Raw genomic sequence first — 18,996 nt, 5'->3', positions numbered from 1 at the left:
TTCAGGGTTCTCCGGAACTACCTCCTTAGAGGTAGACCGCGCAAGCATAGGCTTAAGGCCGCTTTGGCTTCGTTGACATGGATCATGTTTTTGCGGGGTTGCTCTCTCTAGTCTGCCGCCATGGCTAACTGACTGGAGAGCATTGTGAACCCACCGCGTGTAAGACAAGGCTTGGTGCTGGGCATGAGCACACTGGCCTTCACTGTGTGTTTTATGGTCTGGATGATGTTCGCGGTGCTCGGGGTACCGATCAAGGAACTGCTCCAGCTTAACGAAACCCAATTTGGCCTACTGGCTGCGACCCCGGTGCTGACCGGCTCCCTGGTGCGTCTGCCGCTGGGTCTGCTGACCGACCGTTTTGGCGGGCGCAGCGTGTTCTTCCTGTTGATGCTGTCCTGCGTCGCGCCGCTGTACCTGATCAGCTACGCCACCGCCTACTGGCAATTCCTGGTGCTGGGCTTGTTCGTCGGCCTGGCCGGTGGTTCGTTTTCGGTGGGGATCGCCTACGTCGCCAAATGGTTCGACAAGGAGAATCAGGGCTTCGCTATGGGCATCTTCGGCGCGGGCAACGCGGGCGCTGCGGTGACCAAATTTCTCGCCCCGGCATTGATTGCTGGCGGCAGCTGGCAGCTGGTGCCGAAAGTCTTCAGCGCAATCCTGTTCATTACCGCGCTGCTGTTCTGGTTTCTCAGCGCTGAAAACAAGGACCACCGCATTGCTTGCGGCGCCAGCTTGCGCGAGCAATTGAGTTCGCTGAAAGATCCGGCGGTGTGGCGCTACTGCCAGTACTACTCGATCGTCTTCGGCGGTTACGTCGCCCTCGCGTTGTGGATGACCAAGTACTACGTGCAGGAATACGGTTTCAGTCTGCAAAGCGCGGCGCTGCTGGCGGCCTGTTTTTCCCTGCCCGGTGGTGTGCTGCGCGCCGTTGGCGGCTGGATGTCGGATCGCTGGGGCGCGCAAAGCGTGACCTGGTGGGTGTTGTGGGTCAGCTGGATCTGCCTGTTCCTGCTTTCCTACCCGCAGACTCAATTGCAAGTGCAGACCATCAACGGCCCGATTGATTTCCACATCGGCCTCACTCCGGCGCTGTTCACCATGCTGCTGTTCGTCATGGGCATCGCCTTCGCGTTCGGCAAGGCTTCGGTCTTCAAATACATCGCCAACGACTACCCGAAAAACATGGGCGCCGTGTCCGGCATCGTCGGCCTCGCGGGTGGCCTGGGCGGTTTCGTCCTGCCGATCCTGTTCGGCGCCCTGGTGGACCTCACCGGCGTGCGCTCTTCCTGCTTCATGTTGATGTACGGCGTGGTCTGGGTCTCCCTCACCTGGATGTACTTCAGCGAAATACGCAAGCGTCCGCTGCTCGGCAAACAGCCGCCAGTGACCTCGTCCCCGTTTTCCAGCATTGCCCAAGGAGAAGAACATGTCCGTTCTGCAAAAGCCTGACAAAGGCCCGGTCATTCATGACTGGCGCCCCGAGGACCCTGCGTTCTGGGGAAGTAGCGGCAAACAGACTGCCACCCGCAACCTGTGGATTTCCATCCCTGCGCTGTTGCTGGCCTTTGCCGTGTGGATGGTCTGGAGCACGGTGATCGTGCGCTTGAACGCCATCGGCTTCAGCTTCACCACCGATCAACTGTTCTGGCTCGCGGCGTTGCCGGGTTTGTCCGGTGCGACCTTGCGCGTCTTCTATTCGTTCATGGTGCCGATCTTCGGTGGTCGGCGCTGGACCGCCGTGAGCACTGCGTCGCTGCTGTTGCCGTCGATCTGGATGGGCTTCGCGGTGCAGGATCCAAGCACCTCGTACAGCGTGTTCGTCCTGATTGCCTTGCTCTGCGGTTTCGGCGGCGGCAATTTCGCTTCGAGCATGTCCAACATCAGCTTCTTTTATCCCAAGTCCCAGCAGGGCACAGCGCTAGGCCTCAACGCCGGGCTGGGCAACCTGGGCGTCTCGGTGATGCAGTTCTGTGTGCCGCTGGTGATTACCTTCGGCGTGTTCGGCTTCATGGGCGGCAATGCTCAAGTGCTGCCGGACGGCAGCCAGTTGTGGCTGCAGAACGCCGGGTTCATCTGGGTGCCATTCATTGTTCTGGTGACCGTGCTGGCCTGGTTCGGCATGAATGACCTGTCCAGCGCCCGCGCTTCATTCAGCGAGCAGGCGGTGATCTTCAAGCGCAAGCACAACTGGTTGATGTGCTGGCTGTACCTGGCGACCTTCGGCTCGTTCATCGGCTTTTCCGCAGCGTTTCCATTGCTGATCAAAACCTCGTTCCCGGATGTCATTGCCTTGAAATTCGCTTTCCTCGGCCCGTTGGTTGGCGCGCTGGTGCGTCCGTTGGGCGGCTGGCTGGCGGACAAGCTCGGCGGCGCGAAAGTGACCTTGTGGAACTTCGTCGCGATGATCGCGATGGTCTTCGGCGTCATGCACTTCCTGCCGCAGAACGGCGCGGGCGGCAGCTTCTACGGCTTCCTTGGCATGTTCATGCTGCTGTTCATCACCACCGGCATCGGCAACGGCTCCACCTTCCGCATGATCCCGGTGATCTTCCGCACCCAGCATGAAAAAGCCGCTGCCGGAAAATCGCCCGCCGTGCGCGAACAGGCACTCAAGGATGCCGGCAAAGAGTCGGCAGCGGTCCTGGGCTTCAGTTCGGCCATGGGCGCCTTCGGTGCGTTCTTCATCCCCAAATCCTTTGGCACCTCCATGGCCCAGACCGGCGGCCCGGAGATGGCCTTCTACATGTTTGTCGGCTTCTACCTGAGCTGCATCGTCGTGACCTGGTGGTGGTACGCCCGCAAAGGCGCGGCGACACCCTGCTGAGACGACCCGAAATCCAACCATTGCGTGGGCGGGGCACAGAACCCCGCAGCAAGCCTGAGAGGACTACACCGTGAGTCATTTACTCGATCAACTGCGGTTTTTCAATCGCAAGCAAAACGAATTTTCCGACGGTCATGGAGAGACCCGCAAAGAGTCTCGTGACTGGGAGAACGTCTACCGTTCCCGCTGGCAGTACGACAAGATCGTGCGTTCCACCCACGGGGTGAACTGCACCGGATCCTGCTCGTGGAAAATCTACGTCAAGAACGGCCTGATTACCTGGGAAACCCAGCAGACCGACTACCCGCGCACCCGCAACGATCTGCCCAACCATGAACCCCGTGGCTGCCCGCGTGGCGCCAGTTACAGCTGGTACATCTATAGCGCCAACCGCCTCAAGTACCCGAAAATCCGCAAGCCGTTGCTCAAACTGTGGCGCGACGCCCGCCAGACCATGGCGCCGGTTGAAGCCTGGGCCAGCATCGTCGAGGACAAGGTCAAGGCCGACTCCTATAAAAGCAAGCGCGGCATGGGTGGTTTCATTCGCTCCAACTGGGAGGAAGTCAACGAGATCATTGCCGCAGCCAACGTCTACACCATCAAGCAATACGGCCCGGACCGGATCGTCGGTTTCTCGCCGATCCCGGCCATGTCGATGGTCAGCTACGCGGCGGGTTCGCGTTACCTGTCGCTGATCGGCGGCGCATGCCTGAGCTTCTACGACTGGTACTGCGACTTGCCACCGGCCTCGCCGATGGTCTGGGGCGAGCAGACCGACGTGCCGGAATCGGCCGACTGGTACAACTCCAACTACATCATTGCCTGGGGTTCCAATGTTCCGCAGACCCGCACCCCGGATGCACACTTCTTTACCGAAGTCCGCTACAAGGGGACCAAGACGGTGGCGATCACTCCGGACTATTCGGAAGTCGCCAAGCTCACCGACCTGTGGCTGAACCCTAAGCAAGGCACCGATGCGGCGCTGGCCCAGGCGTTCAACCATGTGATCTTCAAAGAATTCCACCTGGACAAACCGAGCGTCTATTTCACTGACTACGCCAAGCGCTTCACCGATTTGCCGGTGCTGGTGCTGCTCAAGCAGATGGTCGACAAGGCGCCGGGCGCCGGGTATCAGCCGGACCGCTTCCTGCGCGCCAGTGACCTGACCGACAACCTCGGCCAGGAAAACAACCCGGAATGGAAAACCATTGCCCTGGATGTCAGCGGTGAACTGGTTTCTCCTCAAGGTTCCATCGGCTATCGCTGGGGCGAGAAGGGCAAGTGGAACATCCTCCCGCGTGAAGGCGGCGAAGGCCGTGAGATCGACCTGAAGCTTAGCCTGATCGGCGATGACGTTGCCGAAGTAGCGTTCCCGTATTTCGCTGGTGAGTCCCACGAGCACTTCCAGCACGTGGCGGGCGATGCCGTGCAATACCGCCGCGTGCCGGTGCATAACGTGGTGCTGGCCGACGGCAGCGTGGCCAAGGTCGCCACGGTGTTCGACTTGTCTGCGGCCAACCTGGCGATCGATCGTGGCCTGGGCGGCGACAACGTTGCCAAGGATTACAACGACGCCTCGGTGCCTGGCACCCCGGCGTGGCAGGAACAGATCACTGGCGTGAGCCGTGAGAAAGCCATCCAGATTGCCCGTGAGTTTGCCGATAACGCCGACAAGACCAAGGGTCGCTCGATGATCATCGTCGGCGCGGCGATGAACCACTGGTACCACATGGACATGAACTACCGCGGGCTGATCAATATGCTCATGCTCTGCGGGTGTGTTGGCCAGACCGGTGGCGGTTGGGCGCATTACGTCGGCCAGGAAAAACTCCGTCCGCAATGCGGCTGGCTGCCTTTGGCCTTCGGCCTGGACTGGAACCGTCCGCCGCGCCAGATGAACGGCACCAGCTTCTTCTACGCCCACAGCTCGCAGTGGCGTCACGAGAAGATGAGCATGCACGATGTACTCTCGCCATTGGCTGATAAGTCGCAGTTCCCGGAACATGCCCTGGATTACAACATCCGCGCCGAACGCGCCGGTTGGTTGCCCAGCGCGCCGCAACTCAACACCAACCCGCTGCATATATGCCGCGACGCTGCCGCCGCCGGCATGGACCCCAAGGACTACGTGGTCAAGTCGCTGCAGGATGGTTCGCTGCGCTTCGCCTGCGAACAGCCGGACAGCCCGGTGAACTTCCCGCGCAACATGTTCATCTGGCGCTCCAACTTGCTGGGCTCCTCGGGCAAGGGCCACGAGTACATGCTCAAGTACCTGCTCGGCACCAAGAACGGAGTGATGAACGAAGACATCGGCCAGGTCGGCGATTGCAAGCCCGAAGAAGCGGAATGGGTGGACGAGGGCGCCATCGGCAAGCTCGATCTGGTCACCACGCTGGACTTCCGCATGTCCTCGACCTGCGTCTATTCCGACATCGTCTTGCCGACTGCGACCTGGTACGAAAAAGACGACATGAACACCTCGGACATGCACCCCTTCATTCACCCGTTGTCGGCTGCCATCGACCCGGCATGGGAATCGCGTTCCGACTGGGAAATCTACAAAGGCATCGCCAAGGCGTTTTCCAGCATGTCCGAAGGGCATCTTGGGGTCGAAAAGGATCTGGTGACCATTCCACTGATGCACGACAGCGTTGGCGAACTGGCCCAACCCTTTGGCGGTACCGACTGGAAAAGTGCCGGTGTGGCACCGGAGCCGGGCAAGAACGCGCCGAACCTGCATGTGGTCGAGCGTGATTATCCAAACATCTACAAACAGTTCACCTCGCTGGGCCCGATGCTGGAAAAACATGGCAACGGCGGCAAGGGCATCAACTGGAACACCGAAGATGAAGTGAAATTCCTCGGTGAGCTCAATCACCACGAAGGCGATGCCGGTATCAGCCACGGTCGGCCGAAAATCGACACAGCCATCGATGCGGCGGAAGTGATTCTGTCCCTGGCACCGGAAACCAATGGTCAGGTTGCCGTGAAGGCCTGGGCTGCGCTGTCGGAATTCACCGGCATCGACCACAGCCACCTGGCGCTGTCCAAGGCCCACGAGGCGATTCGTTTCCGCGATATTCAGGCTCAGCCGCGCAAGATCATCTCCAGCCCGACCTGGTCGGGGCTCGAGGACGATCACGTCAGCTACAACGCCGGCTACACCAACGTTCACGAAGGGATCCCGTGGCGCACCATCACCGGTCGCCAGCAGTTCTACCAGGATCACCCGTGGATGCAGGCGTTTGGCGAGCAGTTGATGAGTTATCGCCCGCCCGTCAACACCCGCACCATTGAAGGGGTGAAAGGCAAGCGCAGCAACGGCGAGATCGAAATCGTCCTGAACTGGATCACCCCGCACCAGAAATGGGGCATCCACAGCACCTACAGCGACAACTTGCTGATGCTGACCCTCAGCCGTGGCGGACCGATTGTCTGGCTCTCGGAAAACGACGCAAAACGCGCCGGTATCGAGGACAACGACTGGATCGAGTGCTTCAACATCAACGGTGCGCTGACCGCCCGGGCGGTGGTCAGTCAGCGGGTCAAGGACGGCATGGTGATGATGTATCACGCGCAGGAACGGATCGTGAACGTGCCCGGCTCGGAAACCACCAAGACCCGTGGCGGCCACCACAACTCGGTTACCCGGGTTGTGCTCAAGCCAACGCACATGATCGGTGGCTACGCCCAGCAAGCTTACGGTTTCAACTATTACGGCACGGTCGGTTGCAACCGCGATGAATTCGTCGTGGTGCGCAAGATGGCCAAAGTCGACTGGCTCGATGGTTCAAGTGGCGATGATTTGCCACGTCCCCTGCCGACCGATATCGAGGAGAACTGAGATGAAAATTCGCTCACAGATCGGCATGGTTCTGAACCTGGACAAATGCATCGGTTGCCACACCTGTTCGATCACCTGCAAAAACGTCTGGACCAGTCGTGAAGGCATGGAATACGCCTGGTTCAACAACGTCGAATCGAAACCCGGGATCGGCTACCCGAAAGAATGGGAAAACCAGGACAAGTGGAAGGGCGGCTGGATCCGCAACGCCAATGGCACGATCAACCCGCGCATTGGTGGCAAATTCCGGGTGTTGGCGAACATTTTCGCCAACCCTGACCTGCCGAGCCTCGACGATTACTACGAGCCGTTCGACTTCGACTATCAACACCTGCACACCGCGCCGCTGGGCGAGCACCAGCCAACGGCCCGTCCGCGTTCGCTGATCTCCGGCAAGCGCATGGAGAAAATCGAGTGGGGCCCGAACTGGGAAGAAATCCTCGGTACTGAATTCGCCAAGCGTCGCAAGGACAAGAACTTCGACAAGATTCAGGCTGACATTTACGGCGAGTACGAAAACACGTTCATGATGTATCTGCCGCGCCTGTGCGAGCACTGCCTCAACCCGACGTGCGCCGCCTCGTGCCCGAGCGGCGCGATCTACAAGCGTGAAGAAGACGGCATCGTCCTGATTGACCAGGAAAAATGCCGTGGCTGGCGCATGTGCATCAGCGGCTGCCCGTACAAGAAGATCTATTTCAACTGGAAAAGCGGCAAATCCGAGAAATGCATCTTCTGCTACCCGCGTATCGAAGCCGGGATGCCGACGGTCTGCGCCGAAACCTGTGTCGGCCGGATCCGTTACCTCGGTGTGCTGCTGTATGACGCCGACCGCATCAGCGAGGTGGCGAGCACCGCCAATGAGCAGGATCTGTACGAGAAACAACTGGAGATCTTCCTCGATCCAAACGACCCGGCGGTGATCCGTCAGGCGCTGGCCGACGGCGTGCCACAGTCGGTGATCGACTCGGCACAACGCTCGCCAGTCTACAAAATGGCCGTGGACTGGAAGCTCGCACTGCCGTTGCACCCGGAATACCGCACCTTGCCGATGGTCTGGTACGTGCCGCCGCTGTCGCCGATTCAAAACGCGGCCACCGCTGGCACTGTGGGCATGAACGGGGTGATTCCGGATGTCGACAGCCTGCGTATCCCACTCAAGTACCTGGCCAACCTGCTGACGGCGGGCGATGAAAAACCGGTGAAGCGTGCGCTGAAACGCTTGCTGGCGATGCGCGCCTATAAACGTTCCCAGCAGGTGGACGGCGTGCAGGACCTGCAAGTACTGGCGGATGTCGGCCTGAGCGTGGAACAGGTCGAGGAAATGTACCGCTACCTGGCGATCGCCAACTATGAAGACCGCTTTGTGGTACCGAGCGCACACCGTGAAGACGCCATGAGCGACGCCTTCGCCGAGCGCTCCGGTTGCGGCTTCAGTTTCGGCAGCGGCTGCAGCGGCAGTTCCGACACCAATATGTTCGGCGCCAAGAAGGCCAATCGTCGCGACATCCTGAAAACCGTCCAGTTGTGGGAGGAGTAAGCATGCAAATTCTCAAAGTGATTTCGCTGTTGCTCGACTATCCGACCGAGACGCTGACAGGCGGTCGCGATGAGCTGGAACAGGCGATTATCCAGTCCCGGGAAATCAGCCCCAAGCAGCGCGGTGCGTTGTTCGACTTGCTGGAGCTGATTTGCGGCAATGACCTGATGGATGGCCAGGAGCATTACGGTGCGCTGTTCGGCCGGGGGCGTTCGCTTTCGTTGCTGTTGTTCGAGCACGTGCACGGCGAATCCCGCGACCGTGGCCAGGCCATGGTCGACATGATGGCGCAATACGAAGCCGCCGGTTTTGCCATCGGCGTCAAAGAACTTCCCGACTATATCCCGCTGTATCTGGAGTTCCTTTCCACCCGCGAAGATATCGAGGCCCGCGAGGGCCTGGCGGATGTCTCGCACTTGCTGGCCTTGCTCGCGGCGCGTCTGGAAGAGCGTGAAAGCGCTTACGCCAGTTGCTTCCGCGCGCTGCTGCAAATTGCCGGCGCCGAACCTCATCAAGCGGTGGCCGACCTGCGCGCGCAAGTCGCCGCAGAGCCTCGCGACGACTCCCTCGAAGCCCTCGACAAAATCTGGGAAGAGGAGGCCGTGGACTTTCTCCAGGCCGAACAGCAGGACCGTTGCAGTTCGCTGCCAAGCGCTCCGGGCAAAGCTCGCGAAGAAAGTGCGGTGCCGCTGCACTGGGTGGATTTTCAGCATGATGGGTTGGCCGCCGCGCCAGCCAAGGAAGTGGACAATGTCTAAATGGGATCTGTTGTTGTTCGGGGTTTACCCCTATGTGGCCCTGGCGGTTTGCCTGATCGGCAGCTGGGCACGCTTCGATCTGTCGCAGTACACCTGGCGGGCGGGCTCCAGCCAGATGCTCAACCAGAGCGGCATGCGCGTGGCGAGCAACCTGTTTCACGTGGGTGTGTTGTTCGTGCTGGCCGGACACTTCGTCGGCCTGCTGACCCCGGCGTCGGTTTATCACCATCTGATCAGCACTGAGAACAAGCAGTTGCTGGCGATGGTCTCTGGCGGGTTCTTCGGCCTGCTGTGCCTGATCGGTCTGCTGATGCTGGTCAAACGGCGCCTGAGCGATCCTCGGGTCCGCGCCACGTCCAGCCCTTCGGACATCCTGATTCTGCTGGTGCTGCTGGCGCAATTGCTCCTCGGCCTGCTGACCATCGTTGCCTCCACAGCGCATATGGATGGTTCGGTCATGGTGATGCTCGCCGACTGGGCACAGAACACCGTGCTGTTACGGCCGATGGAAGCGGCGGCGTCCATTGCGCCGGTCGGGCTGACTTACAAGCTGCATGTGTTTCTCGGTTTGACCTTGTTCGTGCTGTTCCCCTTCACCCGTCTCGTACACATGATCAGTGCACCGATCTGGTACCTGGGACGTCGTTATCAAATCGTTCGGCAGAAGATCTGAGGAGACAATCATGTCAGGTGGATGTGGATGTGGCGGCGGTAATGGGGGCAGCGGTGGCTGCGGTTCTTCAAAAAAAGCGGAAGTGGTTCTCGACATCGCGCCAGCCGCAGCGGTGCAGTTTGAAGCCCTGCCGCTTGAGCAGGCGGCCGATGACGCTCCGGCGCAGTTGATCGCCAGCAGCGAACAGGAATGGCCGATCATCAGCGTCAACGAGGTGCCGATCACCTCGGAGGCAATGGCGCAGGAGCTGCAATACCACCCGGCGCAAAGCCGCGAGGAGGCGGTTTATCACGCCGCCCGGGCCCTGGTGATTCGTGAGCTGTTGCAGCAACGCATTGCCGAGCTCGGCGTGTCGATGGAGATCGGCGCGGGTGAGAACGAAGAAGAGGCAGCCACGCGCTTGTTGCTCGAGCGTGAGGTGCATGTGCCTCAGTGTGACGAGGAAACCAGTCTTCGCTACTACGAAAACAATCGCGGGCGTTTTCACAGCGCGCCATTGCTGGCGGTGCGACACATCCTGCTGGAGTGTGCGCCGGACGATGCCGAGGCCCGTGCCCTGGCCCATGATCAAGCCGAAGTCCTGCTCCAGCGGCTGGAAGAGTTTCCCGGTAGTTTCGCCGAGCTGGCCGTGAGTTATTCGGCCTGCCCGTCGAAGGCTCAGGGCGGTTCGTTGGGGCAGATCAGCAAAGGCCAGACCGTGCCCGAACTGGAGCGTCAGTTGTTCACCCTGGCGCCGGGGCTGGCGAGCAAGCCACTGGAAAGCCGTTATGGCTGGCATGTGATCAGTATCGACCAGCGTATCGAAGGCATGCCATTGCCTTATGAGGTGGTATCCACGGCGATCCGCACGCAGTTGCAGCAAGGCGTCTGGCAAAAAGCCCTGGTGCAATACCTGCAAACCCTGATTGGCGCGGCGGATATTCGTGGCATCCACTTGCAGGGTGCCGATTCACCGCTGGTGCAGTGAGCCTCGAGGCAAACCGGGAGATGTGATGAACGCTGTAATGCAGGATGGTTTTGGCCGCCAGATCGACTATCTGCGGATGTCGGTAACGGACCGTTGTGATTTTCGCTGTGTGTATTGCATGGCGAAAAACATGACCTTCCTGCCGCGTCAGCAGGTGCTGACGCTGGAAGAATTGCAGCGCCTCGCAACGCTGTTCGTCGGCCTGGGCGTACGCAAAATTCGCCTCACTGGCGGCGAACCGCTGATTCGTCCCGGCATTGTCGACCTGTGTCGCAACATCGCGGCGCTGCCTGGGCTGCGTGAACTGGTGATGACCAGCAACGGCTCGCAACTGGGCCGTCTGGCGCGACCGCTGGTGGACGCGGGGGTCAAGCGGATGAACATCAGCCTCGATAGCCTGAACGGGGAGAAGTTTCGCGCGATCACCCGCAACGGCGATCTGGATCAAGTGCTCAGTGGCATCGAAGCGGCGCGCAGCGCGGGGTTCGAACGCATCAAACTCAACTGTGTGGTGATGAAGGGGCGCAACTTCGATGAAGTCCTGGGCCTGGTGCAGTACGCCATCGATCAACACATCGACATCAGTTTCATCGAAGAAATGCCCTTGGGCGACGTGGGTCGTTCACGGGGCGAGTCGTTCTGCTCCAGCGACGAAGTGCGGGCGCTGATCGGCAGTCGTCATCGCTTGCTCGACAGCACCGAAAACAGCGGCGGCCCGGCGCGCTACGTGCGTCTGGAGCGCCATCCCGATACCCGGATCGGTTTCATATCGCCCAACAGTCACAACTTTTGTGGTAGCTGCAACCGGGTGCGAATGACCGTTGAAGGCAAGCTTTTACTCTGTCTGGGCCAGGACGATGCCCTGGATTTACGCGGCCTGCTGCGGCGTTATCCGCTGGATGATCAACCTCTGATCGACGCGGTCCACAAAGCCCTGCGGGGCAAGCCGTTGCGTCACGATTTCAGCCCCGAAGGGGAGGTGCAAATCGTGCGGTTCATGAACATGAGCGGGGGTTGACGCGCCCGGAAAAGCCACTGCGGGGGATTCTATGTTTGCCTGCAAGCGTAGCGCTGATCTCGGTTCCGTTGGAGCGTGGCGGTCACCTGTAGGAATTCATTGGCTAATGCAATGTCGCAAACAACGAAAACCGCGAGGCAAGCTCACTCAATCAGGTCGGCTTTCAGGCCGCCTCGCTTTTCGAAAGTGATCCGCCGTCAGGCCGGAACCTTAAATAGCCGTTACCGCAACAACTGAATGTACGCATGACTCCGGTGGGAGCGAGATTGCTAGCGATAGCGGTCTGTCAGTCAACTCTGATGTTAGATGTGATGGCCTCTTCGCGAGCAAGCTCGCTCCCACCATGAAAGGTTTTTCAGGCCGCCTTCAGGCGGTTTTTTTGCCGGAAAATCTTGATATTGATCAATTGCAGATCAGCCCTTTGTCCGTAGTCTTTACTGCATATTGTGTTTTTAAATTTATAAATATCTATATGTAGTGTCTGGAGGACGAATGCAGAGCACGCTGATCTCACTGGGGTCGAACCGTTTGCACAAGCGCGATGGCAATCTGGTCGCCTTCGATGCGGACAAAATCCGTCAGGCGTTGATCGCCGCTGGCAAGGCAACCGGGGAGTTTGCCGAGCTTGAAGCCGAAGCCTTGCTCCATGCCGTGTTGGCCCGCCTGGAAGGGCTGCCCAGGCTGCATGTCGAACAAATCCAGGATCGGGTGGAAAGGGTCTTGATGGACGCCGGTTTTTTCCTCGCGATGCGTGCCTACATCGTCTATCGCGAACAGCACGGACGTCTGCGCCGCGACCGCCGCACCCTGGTCGAAGTCGCGACCTCGATGAACGAATACCTGGATCGCGAAGACTGGCGGGTCCAGGCCAACGCCAATCAGGGCTACTCCCTGGGCGGGCTGGTGCTGAACGTATCGGGCAAGGTTACCGCCAATTACTGGCTGGACGAGGTGTACAGCGAGGCCATTGGTCAGGCGCACCGCGAGGCGGATCTGCACGTGCACGATCTGGATATGCTCGCCGGTTATTGCGCGGGCTGGTCGCTGCGAACTCTGCTGCACGAAGGGCTCAACGGTGTGCCGGGGCGGGTCGAAGCCGGGCCACCGAAGCACCTGAGCAGTGCCCTGGGGCAGATGGTGAATTTCCTCGGCACGCTACAGAATGAATGGGCCGGCGCTCAGGCGTTCAGCTCGTTCGATACCTATCTGGCGCCCTACGTGCGCAAGGACCAGCTGAGTTATCCAGAGGTGCGCCAGGCGATCCAGGAGTTCATCTACAACCTCAATGTGCCGTCGCGCTGGGGCACTCAGACGCCGTTCACCAACCTGACGTTTGACTGGGTATGCCCGCAGGATCTGCGCGAGCAGATCCCCATCATCGGCGGTGAGGAAATGCCATTTGCCTATGGCGACCTGCAAGTCGAAATGGATGTGCTCAACCGCGCCTATATCGAGGTGATGCAGGCTGGCGACGCGAAAGGGCGTGTGTTCACCTTTCCGATCCCGACCTACAACATCACCCATGACTTTCCCTGGGACAGCGAAAACGCTGACCGCCTGTTCGAGATGACGGCGCGTTACGGCTTGCCGTATTTCCAGAACTTCCTCAATTCGGATTTGCAACCCAATCAGGTGCGCTCGATGTGCTGCCGGTTGCAGCTGGATGTGCGCGAGCTGCTCAAGCGCGGCGGCGGTTTGTTCGGCTCGGCGGAACAGACCGGCTCGCTCGGCGTGGTGACCATCAACTGTGCGCGTCTGGGCTATGTGTTCAAAGGCGATACCAGCGGGTTACTCAAGCGTCTGGACACGCTGATGGAACTGGCGATGGAGAGCCTGGAGGTCAAGCGCAAGGTGATCCAGCACCATATGGACGCCGGTTTGTACCCGTACACCAAGCGGTATCTGGGCACCTTGCGCAATCATTTTTCCACCATCGGGCTCAATGGCCTGCATGAAATGCTGCGCAATTTCACCGGCGACGAGGAGGGCATGCACACCGAACATGGCCGCAAATTCGCCCTGAATCTGCTGGACCATGTGCGCGCCACGTTGCTGCGCTTTCAGGAAGAAACCGGCCACATGTACAACCTGGAAGCGACGCCCGCCGAGGGCACGACCTACCGTTTTGCCAAGGAAGACCTCAAGCGCTACCCCGACATTCTTCAGGCCGGGAGCACGGCGGCGCCGTATTACACCAACTCCTCGCAACTGCCGGTGGGCTACACCGACGACCCCTTCGAGGCCCTGGAACTTCAGGATGAACTGCAATGCAAATACACCGGCGGCACCGTCCTGCATCTGTATATGGCCGAGCGGATTTCCTCCACCGAAGCCTGCAAGCAACTGGTGCGCAAAGCCCTGGGGCGCTTCCGCCTGCCTTACCTGACCGTGACCCCGACATTCTCGATCTGCCCGGTGCACGGCTACCTCGATGGTGAGCATGAGTTTTGCCCAAAATGCGACGAAGTGCTGCTGCTCAAAGAACAGAAAGCCGGCCTCGTTCACTGATTTCGATCCACTCAACCGCAAGGAGCTTCACCATGACTGCATCGCAAACACTGCCCCAGGCGCAACGTCAACGCTGCGAAGTCTGGACCCGGGTGATGGGCTATCACCGCCCGGTATCGGCGTTCAATCCGGGCAAACAATCCGAGCACCGCGAGCGGGTGCATTTCACTGAAAGCGCGGCGCTGGCCGGGCGCAAATGAGTCGAATGCTGCGGGTCGGGGGCATGGTGCCCCTGACCACTATCGACTATCCGGGACAGCTGGCCTGCGTATTGTTTTGCCAGGGTTGCGCCTGGCGTTGTCGTTACTGCCATAACCCGCAGTTAATCCCGCCGCGCGGCGCGGACGAAGTGGAGTGGCGCCAGGTACTGGGCTTTTTGCAGCGTCGGCAGGGCCTGCTGGATGCCGTGGTCTTCAGCGGCGGTGAGCCGACCCTGCAAGACAGTTTGCCCGACGCCATGGCCGAAGTGCGGGCGATGGGTTTTCGCGTTGGCCTGCACAGCGCCGGGATCAAGCCGGCGGCGTTCGCCAAGGCACTGACCGGCGCTGATTGGGTCGGCTTCGATGTCAAGGCGCTGCCCGAGGATTGTCAGGCCATCACTCGGGTCGCAGGGAGTGGCACGGCCAATTGGCGCAGCCTCGAACATCTGCTGGACAGTGGCGTCGACTATGAATGCCGCACCACCGTGCATTGGCATCTGTTCAAACCCGAACGGCTGTTGATCCTGGCGCGGCGCTTGAACGAACTCGGCGTCAAACACTTTGCCGTGCAATTGGTTCGCACCGAACGAATGTGCGACCCGCTGTTGCCGAGCGTTTCGGCACAAGCCTTGCTGCCCGATCTTTGGGGAGCGATGCGCGAGCTGTTTCCAGCCTTCGTGTTACGGGAATAACCGAGGCTGCTGATCAGTGTTCACCAGTGACACCCACCATGATTTTCAAATGCGCTGCCTATCGGGCAGGTATCAAACGGGGAGCATTTGATATGGCTAAATTATCTACGGCACAACGTATCGTCATCGGTTTTGCAATTGCGCCGCTGGCCCTGATGGGCATGGCGTTTTACGCGTTGCACGATCTGGCAACTCTCAAGGAACAGGCGGTGGTCATCGTCAAACAGGACTGGCCGAAAATCGAGCCGATCCTGGTCATTGCCACCGGCGTGCGCGATAACGCCAGAAACACCCGGGATTTGCTGATCGATAAAGACAACCAGCAAGTGCAGCAGTCCATCGACACCACCAAAAAACGCATCACTCAGGCGCTCGAAACCCTTGAGCCGCTGTTCTATCTGCCCGAAGGCAAAGTTACTTATGCCGCGCTGAAAAAGAACCGCGAAGCCTATGTCGCGGCGTTCACCCAGGTGCAGGTATTGATCAGGCAAGGGGCATTCGACGACGCCATGACCCAGCTCAAACAAAAAGTCGTGCCGGCCGAATTGCAGGTCTACAAGAGCCTGGACGAGCTGATGGCGCTGCAAGGGAAAATATTCGCCGACCGTGAACAGGCGGCGCAGGAACTCTACAGCGATGCCCGGCGCAACATGCTCGGCCTGTTTTTGTTCTGCCTGGCGCTGGTTGTCGCCGCCGCCGTTGCCGTGACGCGCAGTGTGACCCGGCCACTGGGCGGCGAGCCGGACGATGCGGCGCGGGTCTTGAGCCAGATCGCCCAAGGCGACCTGACGACGCCGGTGCCGGTGAGTTCAAGTGTCGACGGCAGCGTGATGATGAACATGCACCAGATGCAGCAAAGCCTGAATGCCATGGTCAAGCACATCGCGACTTCGGTTGACCAGGTGGCCAGCTCCTCGGAAGAATTGAGTGCGGTCAGCAGCCAGACCAGCAGCAACCTGCAATTGCAGGGGCTGGAGATTGAGCAAGCGGCGGCAGCGGTGAACCAGATGACGGCGGCGGTGGACGAGGTGGCGCGCAATGCGGTCAGCACCTCCGAAGCTTCGCGGCAGTCCGAGCAAACCGCGCAGCGCGGCCGCGAGCAGGTTCAGGAAACCGTGGTTTCCATGGGTGAACTCTCCAACGGCGTGGCCGATACGTCACAGCGCATCGAGCAACTGGCCGGCCGGGTGCAGGACATCAGCAAGGTGTTGGAGGTGATTCGCAGCATTGCCGATCAAACCAATTTGCTGGCGCTCAACGCGGCGATTGAAGCCGCGCGGGCCGGCGATGCCGGGCGCGGTTTTGCCGTGGTCGCCGATGAAGTGCGTGCCCTGGCGCATCGCACCCAGGAGTCCACGCAGGAAATCGAGCAGATGATTGGCAATATTCGTCAGGATACCGGCCATGCAAAGCAACCGGACACTGGTGCGAGCGGCCCTTGAAGTGGCGCAACGCTCGGGCGACGCTCTGGATGAAATCACTCGGTCGATCTCGCAGATCAATGAGCGCAACATGATGATTGCCAGCGCCACGGAGGAACAGGCGTTGGTCGCGCGTGAGGTGGATCGCAACCTGATGGGTATTCGCAACTTGTCTGAGCAGGTCTTGCTGGGGGCGCGACATACGCAAACCGCCGGCCTCGATCTGGCGCATATGGCCGGGGCGCTGCACCAGACAGTGGCGCGCTTCAAGGTCTAGTTCAACTTGAGTGTGGCCGGCCTGGGGGTTGGATCAGGGCGCTGAGTTGCTCAGGCCCAACCCCAGAATTGCAACCACCAGCCCAATCCAATCATGCCGTTGGCGAGTAACAGGCAAACGCCGCCGGACAGGTGCCGCGCCAGGCCAATGCTTTCGCGGTTCAGGCGTTTGCAGCCCAACAGCAGGCTCCAACCCATCGCCGCCATCAACAGGCAGGCCCGGGCCGGTTGGACCCACTCCAGCAGCAGCCCTTCATAGCGCAGCAATTTCACGGTTGTGGCCGACAGCCCGAGAAATAATCCTGCACCACCCAGGGGCGTGAGCGTCAACGCCATGGGCCAATACAGTGCAGGGTCCTTCGCCAGGCGCGCCGTCACCCGCAGCAGGATCAGCAATGCGGTGCCGAGGAGCAGCGAACTCAGGCTCAGATAAACCACAATGCTGAAACCGTCCAGCCAGCTGAAGCTGTCATTGAGCTGCGGGTAATGGGTGAGCAACCACCACGGCGCGTCATCCTGCAACGCCCAGAACTGATCGTGTTCGACCAGCCATTGGGCGAGGGTTTGTTTGAGAGCGATGAACCAAGGGCTGACTGTCCACTGAAACGCACCCATGGCCAGGCCGATCACGCCAAACAGCAGTAACCGAGACTCCCAGCGCGACAGCGTTTGCGCCGTCGCGTGAAGAATCTCCTGGTTGCTGGAACGAGCGATCAGTTGGACCGCGCCGCGTTGCCCGCTGCAGCGTCCGCAGGCGTGGCAATCACTGGCGCCCCGCAGGCGGCGAATATCCAGCAGCGGCGCGCAGTTGGGCGGCGGCAGGCGTGGCGCGGCGTTTTCCATCCAGCGCTGTTCATCGACCTGAAAATGCACGGGTGCCAGGCGGGCGAGCAGGGCGAAGACCCCGCTGACCGGGCACAGGTAACGGCACCAGACCCGTTTGCCCCGGGCAAACAGCAGGCCGACGCCGACCGCCGCGACGGTCGAGCCGCCAAGAATCAATAACGCTGCCTGGGCGTAGTCATAAACGCTGATCAACTGGCCATAAAGGGTGGTCAGGCAGAACGCCAGAGTCGGCCAGCCGCCCCAGCGCAACCAGCGCGGCACGCCCAGACCTTTACCGTACTGGCTGGCCCATTCACTCAGGGAACCTTCCGGACAGAGAACGCCGCACCAGAGCCGCCCGAACAACACCATCGACAGCAGCACGAACGGCCACCAGAGCCCCCAGAACAAAAACTGCGCGAACAAAGTCAGGTTGTCGAGCATCCGCGCCTGGCTGTCCGGCAGCGGCAACAGGGCGGGGATCACCAACAGCAGCGCATAAAAAACTACGACGACCCACTGCACGGCGCGAATGAGGCGCGCGTGGCGGCGCATGCCGTCCCCCACGCGCTGCAACCATCGATTGCCCCAGCTCAGGTCGGGCATGGCAGGTTTTCCGCAGTGCGTTGCCGTAGCCAGCCGCCGACGACCAGCCAGTAACCGACCCACACCAGCAATGTCATGCCACTGGGGGTTGCCCGATAACCGGCAAAACTGGCAAGAAAACTCCCCAATCCATGGCTGTCGCTCAACAGTGCGCTGCTGTCCCAAAGCGCCTCGCCAACGAGGCTATAAACCCACTCCGGCACATCCAGGGCCAACAATTGGCCGTTGATGCGCTCGCTGGCGCTGACCAGCAGTGCCGCGCCAAGCATCAGCAGGATGATTTCGCTGATTGCAAAGAAGCGCTGCCAGGAAATGAAGCGGCGACTGCTGTGCAACAGGCCGATGGTGAGCGCCGACAGCACCAGTCCGAATGCGCCACCGACGGCGAACAAGGCCAGCTCCGGGCCGCGCAAACGTGCGCCGGCACCGTAGAGGAATACCACGGTCTCGCTGCCTTCGCGGCTGACGGCGAGCATCGCCAACACTAACAGGCCAAGGCCGCCGCGACGGGCCAGATGGCTGTCGGCGTGGCGTCGCAAATCATGTTTGAGCGTGCGCCCATGGCGATGCATCCAGCCCACCATTTGTACCATCAGCAGACTGGCAATCAGCGCCAGTGCGGCCTGGAACCATTCACTGGCCGAGCCGCTCATGGCCTCACCGGCAAACAGAATCAGCACCGCGAGCAGGCCCGAGAGCAGCAGCCCCAGCATCACACCGCCCCACAGGAATTTGACCAGCCGATTGCCCTGGTCTTGCTGGCTGGCCCAGGCCTGGAGAATGCCGATCACCAGCAGCGCCTCGACGCTTTCGCGCCAGACGATGAACATTGATTGATTCATGG

The 18,996-nt window shown here is 60.4% G+C and carries 13 protein-coding genes and 1 pseudogene; 12 read left to right on the top strand and 2 right to left on the bottom strand.

Features of this window, described 5'->3' with window-relative positions:
• Positions 1 to 144: 144 nt before the first annotated feature.
• The 12 genes and pseudogenes from AABC73_RS17890 to AABC73_RS17835 all read left to right on the top strand — a co-directional run bounded on the left by AABC73_RS17890 (position 145) and on the right by AABC73_RS17835 (position 16,722).
• Entirely contained in the window at positions 145 to 1,449 is a 1,305-nt protein-coding gene (locus tag AABC73_RS17890; protein ID WP_341520328.1) for a nitrate/nitrite transporter, read from the top strand.
• Positions 1,427 to 2,824, top strand: coding sequence for a NarK family nitrate/nitrite MFS transporter (locus tag AABC73_RS17885; RefSeq protein ID WP_341520327.1), 1,398 nt, complete (start codon positions 1,427 to 1,429; stop codon positions 2,822 to 2,824). The genes AABC73_RS17890 and AABC73_RS17885 overlap by 23 nt, the downstream gene beginning before the upstream one ends.
• 70 nt (positions 2,825 to 2,894) lie before the next feature.
• The gene (locus tag AABC73_RS17880) at positions 2,895 to 6,668 is read left to right on the top strand and encodes a nitrate reductase subunit alpha (protein WP_341520326.1); all 3,774 of its coding nucleotides are present in this window, start codon (positions 2,895 to 2,897) and stop codon (positions 6,666 to 6,668) included.
• Between the two features lies 1 nt (position 6,669).
• Entirely contained in the window at positions 6,670 to 8,208 is a 1,539-nt protein-coding gene (narH, locus tag AABC73_RS17875) for a nitrate reductase subunit beta (RefSeq protein ID WP_020291114.1), read from the top strand.
• A gap of 2 nt (positions 8,209 to 8,210) precedes the next feature.
• Positions 8,211 to 8,966 carry a nitrate reductase molybdenum cofactor assembly chaperone gene (gene narJ / locus AABC73_RS17870; RefSeq protein WP_341520325.1) on the top strand — a complete coding sequence of 252 codons (756 nt, stop codon included), beginning with the start codon at positions 8,211 to 8,213 and terminating at the stop codon, positions 8,964 to 8,966.
• On the top strand, positions 8,959 to 9,639 hold the full coding sequence (narI, locus tag AABC73_RS17865; RefSeq protein ID WP_331148784.1) for a respiratory nitrate reductase subunit gamma: 681 nt from the start codon (positions 8,959 to 8,961) through the stop codon (positions 9,637 to 9,639). Before narJ ends, narI begins: the two co-directional genes overlap by 8 nt.
• Positions 9,640 to 9,649: 10 nt before the next feature.
• Positions 9,650 to 10,606: a peptidylprolyl isomerase gene (locus tag AABC73_RS17860; protein ID WP_341520324.1), complete on the top strand. Its 957-nt coding sequence runs from the start codon at positions 9,650 to 9,652 to the stop codon at positions 10,604 to 10,606.
• A 25-nt stretch (positions 10,607 to 10,631) separates the two neighbouring features.
• Positions 10,632 to 11,624: a GTP 3',8-cyclase MoaA gene (gene moaA / locus AABC73_RS17855; protein ID WP_341520323.1), complete on the top strand. Its 993-nt coding sequence runs from the start codon at positions 10,632 to 10,634 to the stop codon at positions 11,622 to 11,624.
• 492 nt (positions 11,625 to 12,116) lie between these two features.
• Complete coding sequence (locus AABC73_RS17850; protein ID WP_341520322.1) at positions 12,117 to 14,132, top strand: ribonucleoside triphosphate reductase; 2,016 nt, start codon at positions 12,117 to 12,119, stop codon at positions 14,130 to 14,132.
• Between the two features lie 32 nt (positions 14,133 to 14,164).
• Positions 14,165 to 14,332: an anaerobic ribonucleoside-triphosphate reductase gene (gene nrdD / locus AABC73_RS17845; RefSeq protein ID WP_341520321.1), complete on the top strand. Its 168-nt coding sequence runs from the start codon at positions 14,165 to 14,167 to the stop codon at positions 14,330 to 14,332.
• Positions 14,329 to 15,024: an anaerobic ribonucleoside-triphosphate reductase activating protein gene (locus AABC73_RS17840; protein ID WP_341520320.1), complete on the top strand. Its 696-nt coding sequence runs from the start codon at positions 14,329 to 14,331 to the stop codon at positions 15,022 to 15,024. The genes nrdD and AABC73_RS17840 overlap by 4 nt, the downstream gene beginning before the upstream one ends.
• Before the next feature lie 92 nt (positions 15,025 to 15,116).
• Positions 15,117 to 16,722, top strand: a pseudogene (locus AABC73_RS17835) (methyl-accepting chemotaxis protein).
• A gap of 50 nt (positions 16,723 to 16,772) precedes the next feature.
• On the opposite strand, the gene AABC73_RS17830 reads toward AABC73_RS17835, so the two are convergent.
• Positions 16,773 to 18,152, bottom strand: a complete 1,380-nt coding sequence (locus AABC73_RS17830) for a 4Fe-4S binding protein (RefSeq protein WP_341520319.1) — start codon at positions 18,150 to 18,152, stop codon at positions 16,773 to 16,775.
• Entirely contained in the window at positions 18,140 to 18,994 is an 855-nt protein-coding gene (locus tag AABC73_RS17825) for an FTR1 family protein (RefSeq protein WP_341520318.1), read from the bottom strand. The genes AABC73_RS17830 and AABC73_RS17825 overlap by 13 nt, the downstream gene beginning before the upstream one ends.
• Between the last annotated feature and the right edge of the window lie 2 nt (positions 18,995 to 18,996).

Origin of the sequence: Pseudomonas sp. G.S.17 (assembly GCF_038096165.1) — a bacterium.
Taxonomy (GTDB): domain Bacteria; phylum Pseudomonadota; class Gammaproteobacteria; order Pseudomonadales; family Pseudomonadaceae; genus Aquipseudomonas.
Note: the sequence above shows the minus strand (reverse complement) of the source record. Positions and strands in the feature narration are given on the sequence as shown.

What these genes read in the sequence shown, in the direction of transcription:
- AABC73_RS17860 (WP_341520324.1), top strand. Translation starts at nt 9,650, where the DNA reads ATGTCAGGTGGATGTGGATGTGGCGGCGGTAATGGGGGCAGCGGTGGC.
- narI (WP_331148784.1), top strand. Translation starts at nt 8,959, where the DNA reads ATGTCTAAATGGGATCTGTTGTTGTTCGGGGTTTACCCCTATGTGGCC.
- AABC73_RS17840 (WP_341520320.1), top strand. Translation starts at nt 14,329, where the DNA reads ATGAGTCGAATGCTGCGGGTCGGGGGCATGGTGCCCCTGACCACTATC.
- AABC73_RS17830 (WP_341520319.1), bottom strand. Translation starts at nt 18,152, where the DNA reads ATGCCCGACCTGAGCTGGGGCAATCGATGGTTGCAGCGCGTGGGGGAC.
- AABC73_RS17850 (WP_341520322.1), top strand. Translation starts at nt 12,117, where the DNA reads ATGCAGAGCACGCTGATCTCACTGGGGTCGAACCGTTTGCACAAGCGC.
- AABC73_RS17825 (WP_341520318.1), bottom strand. Translation starts at nt 18,994, where the DNA reads ATGAATCAATCAATGTTCATCGTCTGGCGCGAAAGCGTCGAGGCGCTG.
- narH (WP_020291114.1), top strand. Translation starts at nt 6,670, where the DNA reads ATGAAAATTCGCTCACAGATCGGCATGGTTCTGAACCTGGACAAATGC.
- moaA (WP_341520323.1), top strand. Translation starts at nt 10,632, where the DNA reads ATGAACGCTGTAATGCAGGATGGTTTTGGCCGCCAGATCGACTATCTG.
- narJ (WP_341520325.1), top strand. Translation starts at nt 8,211, where the DNA reads ATGCAAATTCTCAAAGTGATTTCGCTGTTGCTCGACTATCCGACCGAG.
- AABC73_RS17885 (WP_341520327.1), top strand. Translation starts at nt 1,427, where the DNA reads ATGTCCGTTCTGCAAAAGCCTGACAAAGGCCCGGTCATTCATGACTGG.
- nrdD (WP_341520321.1), top strand. Translation starts at nt 14,165, where the DNA reads ATGACTGCATCGCAAACACTGCCCCAGGCGCAACGTCAACGCTGCGAA.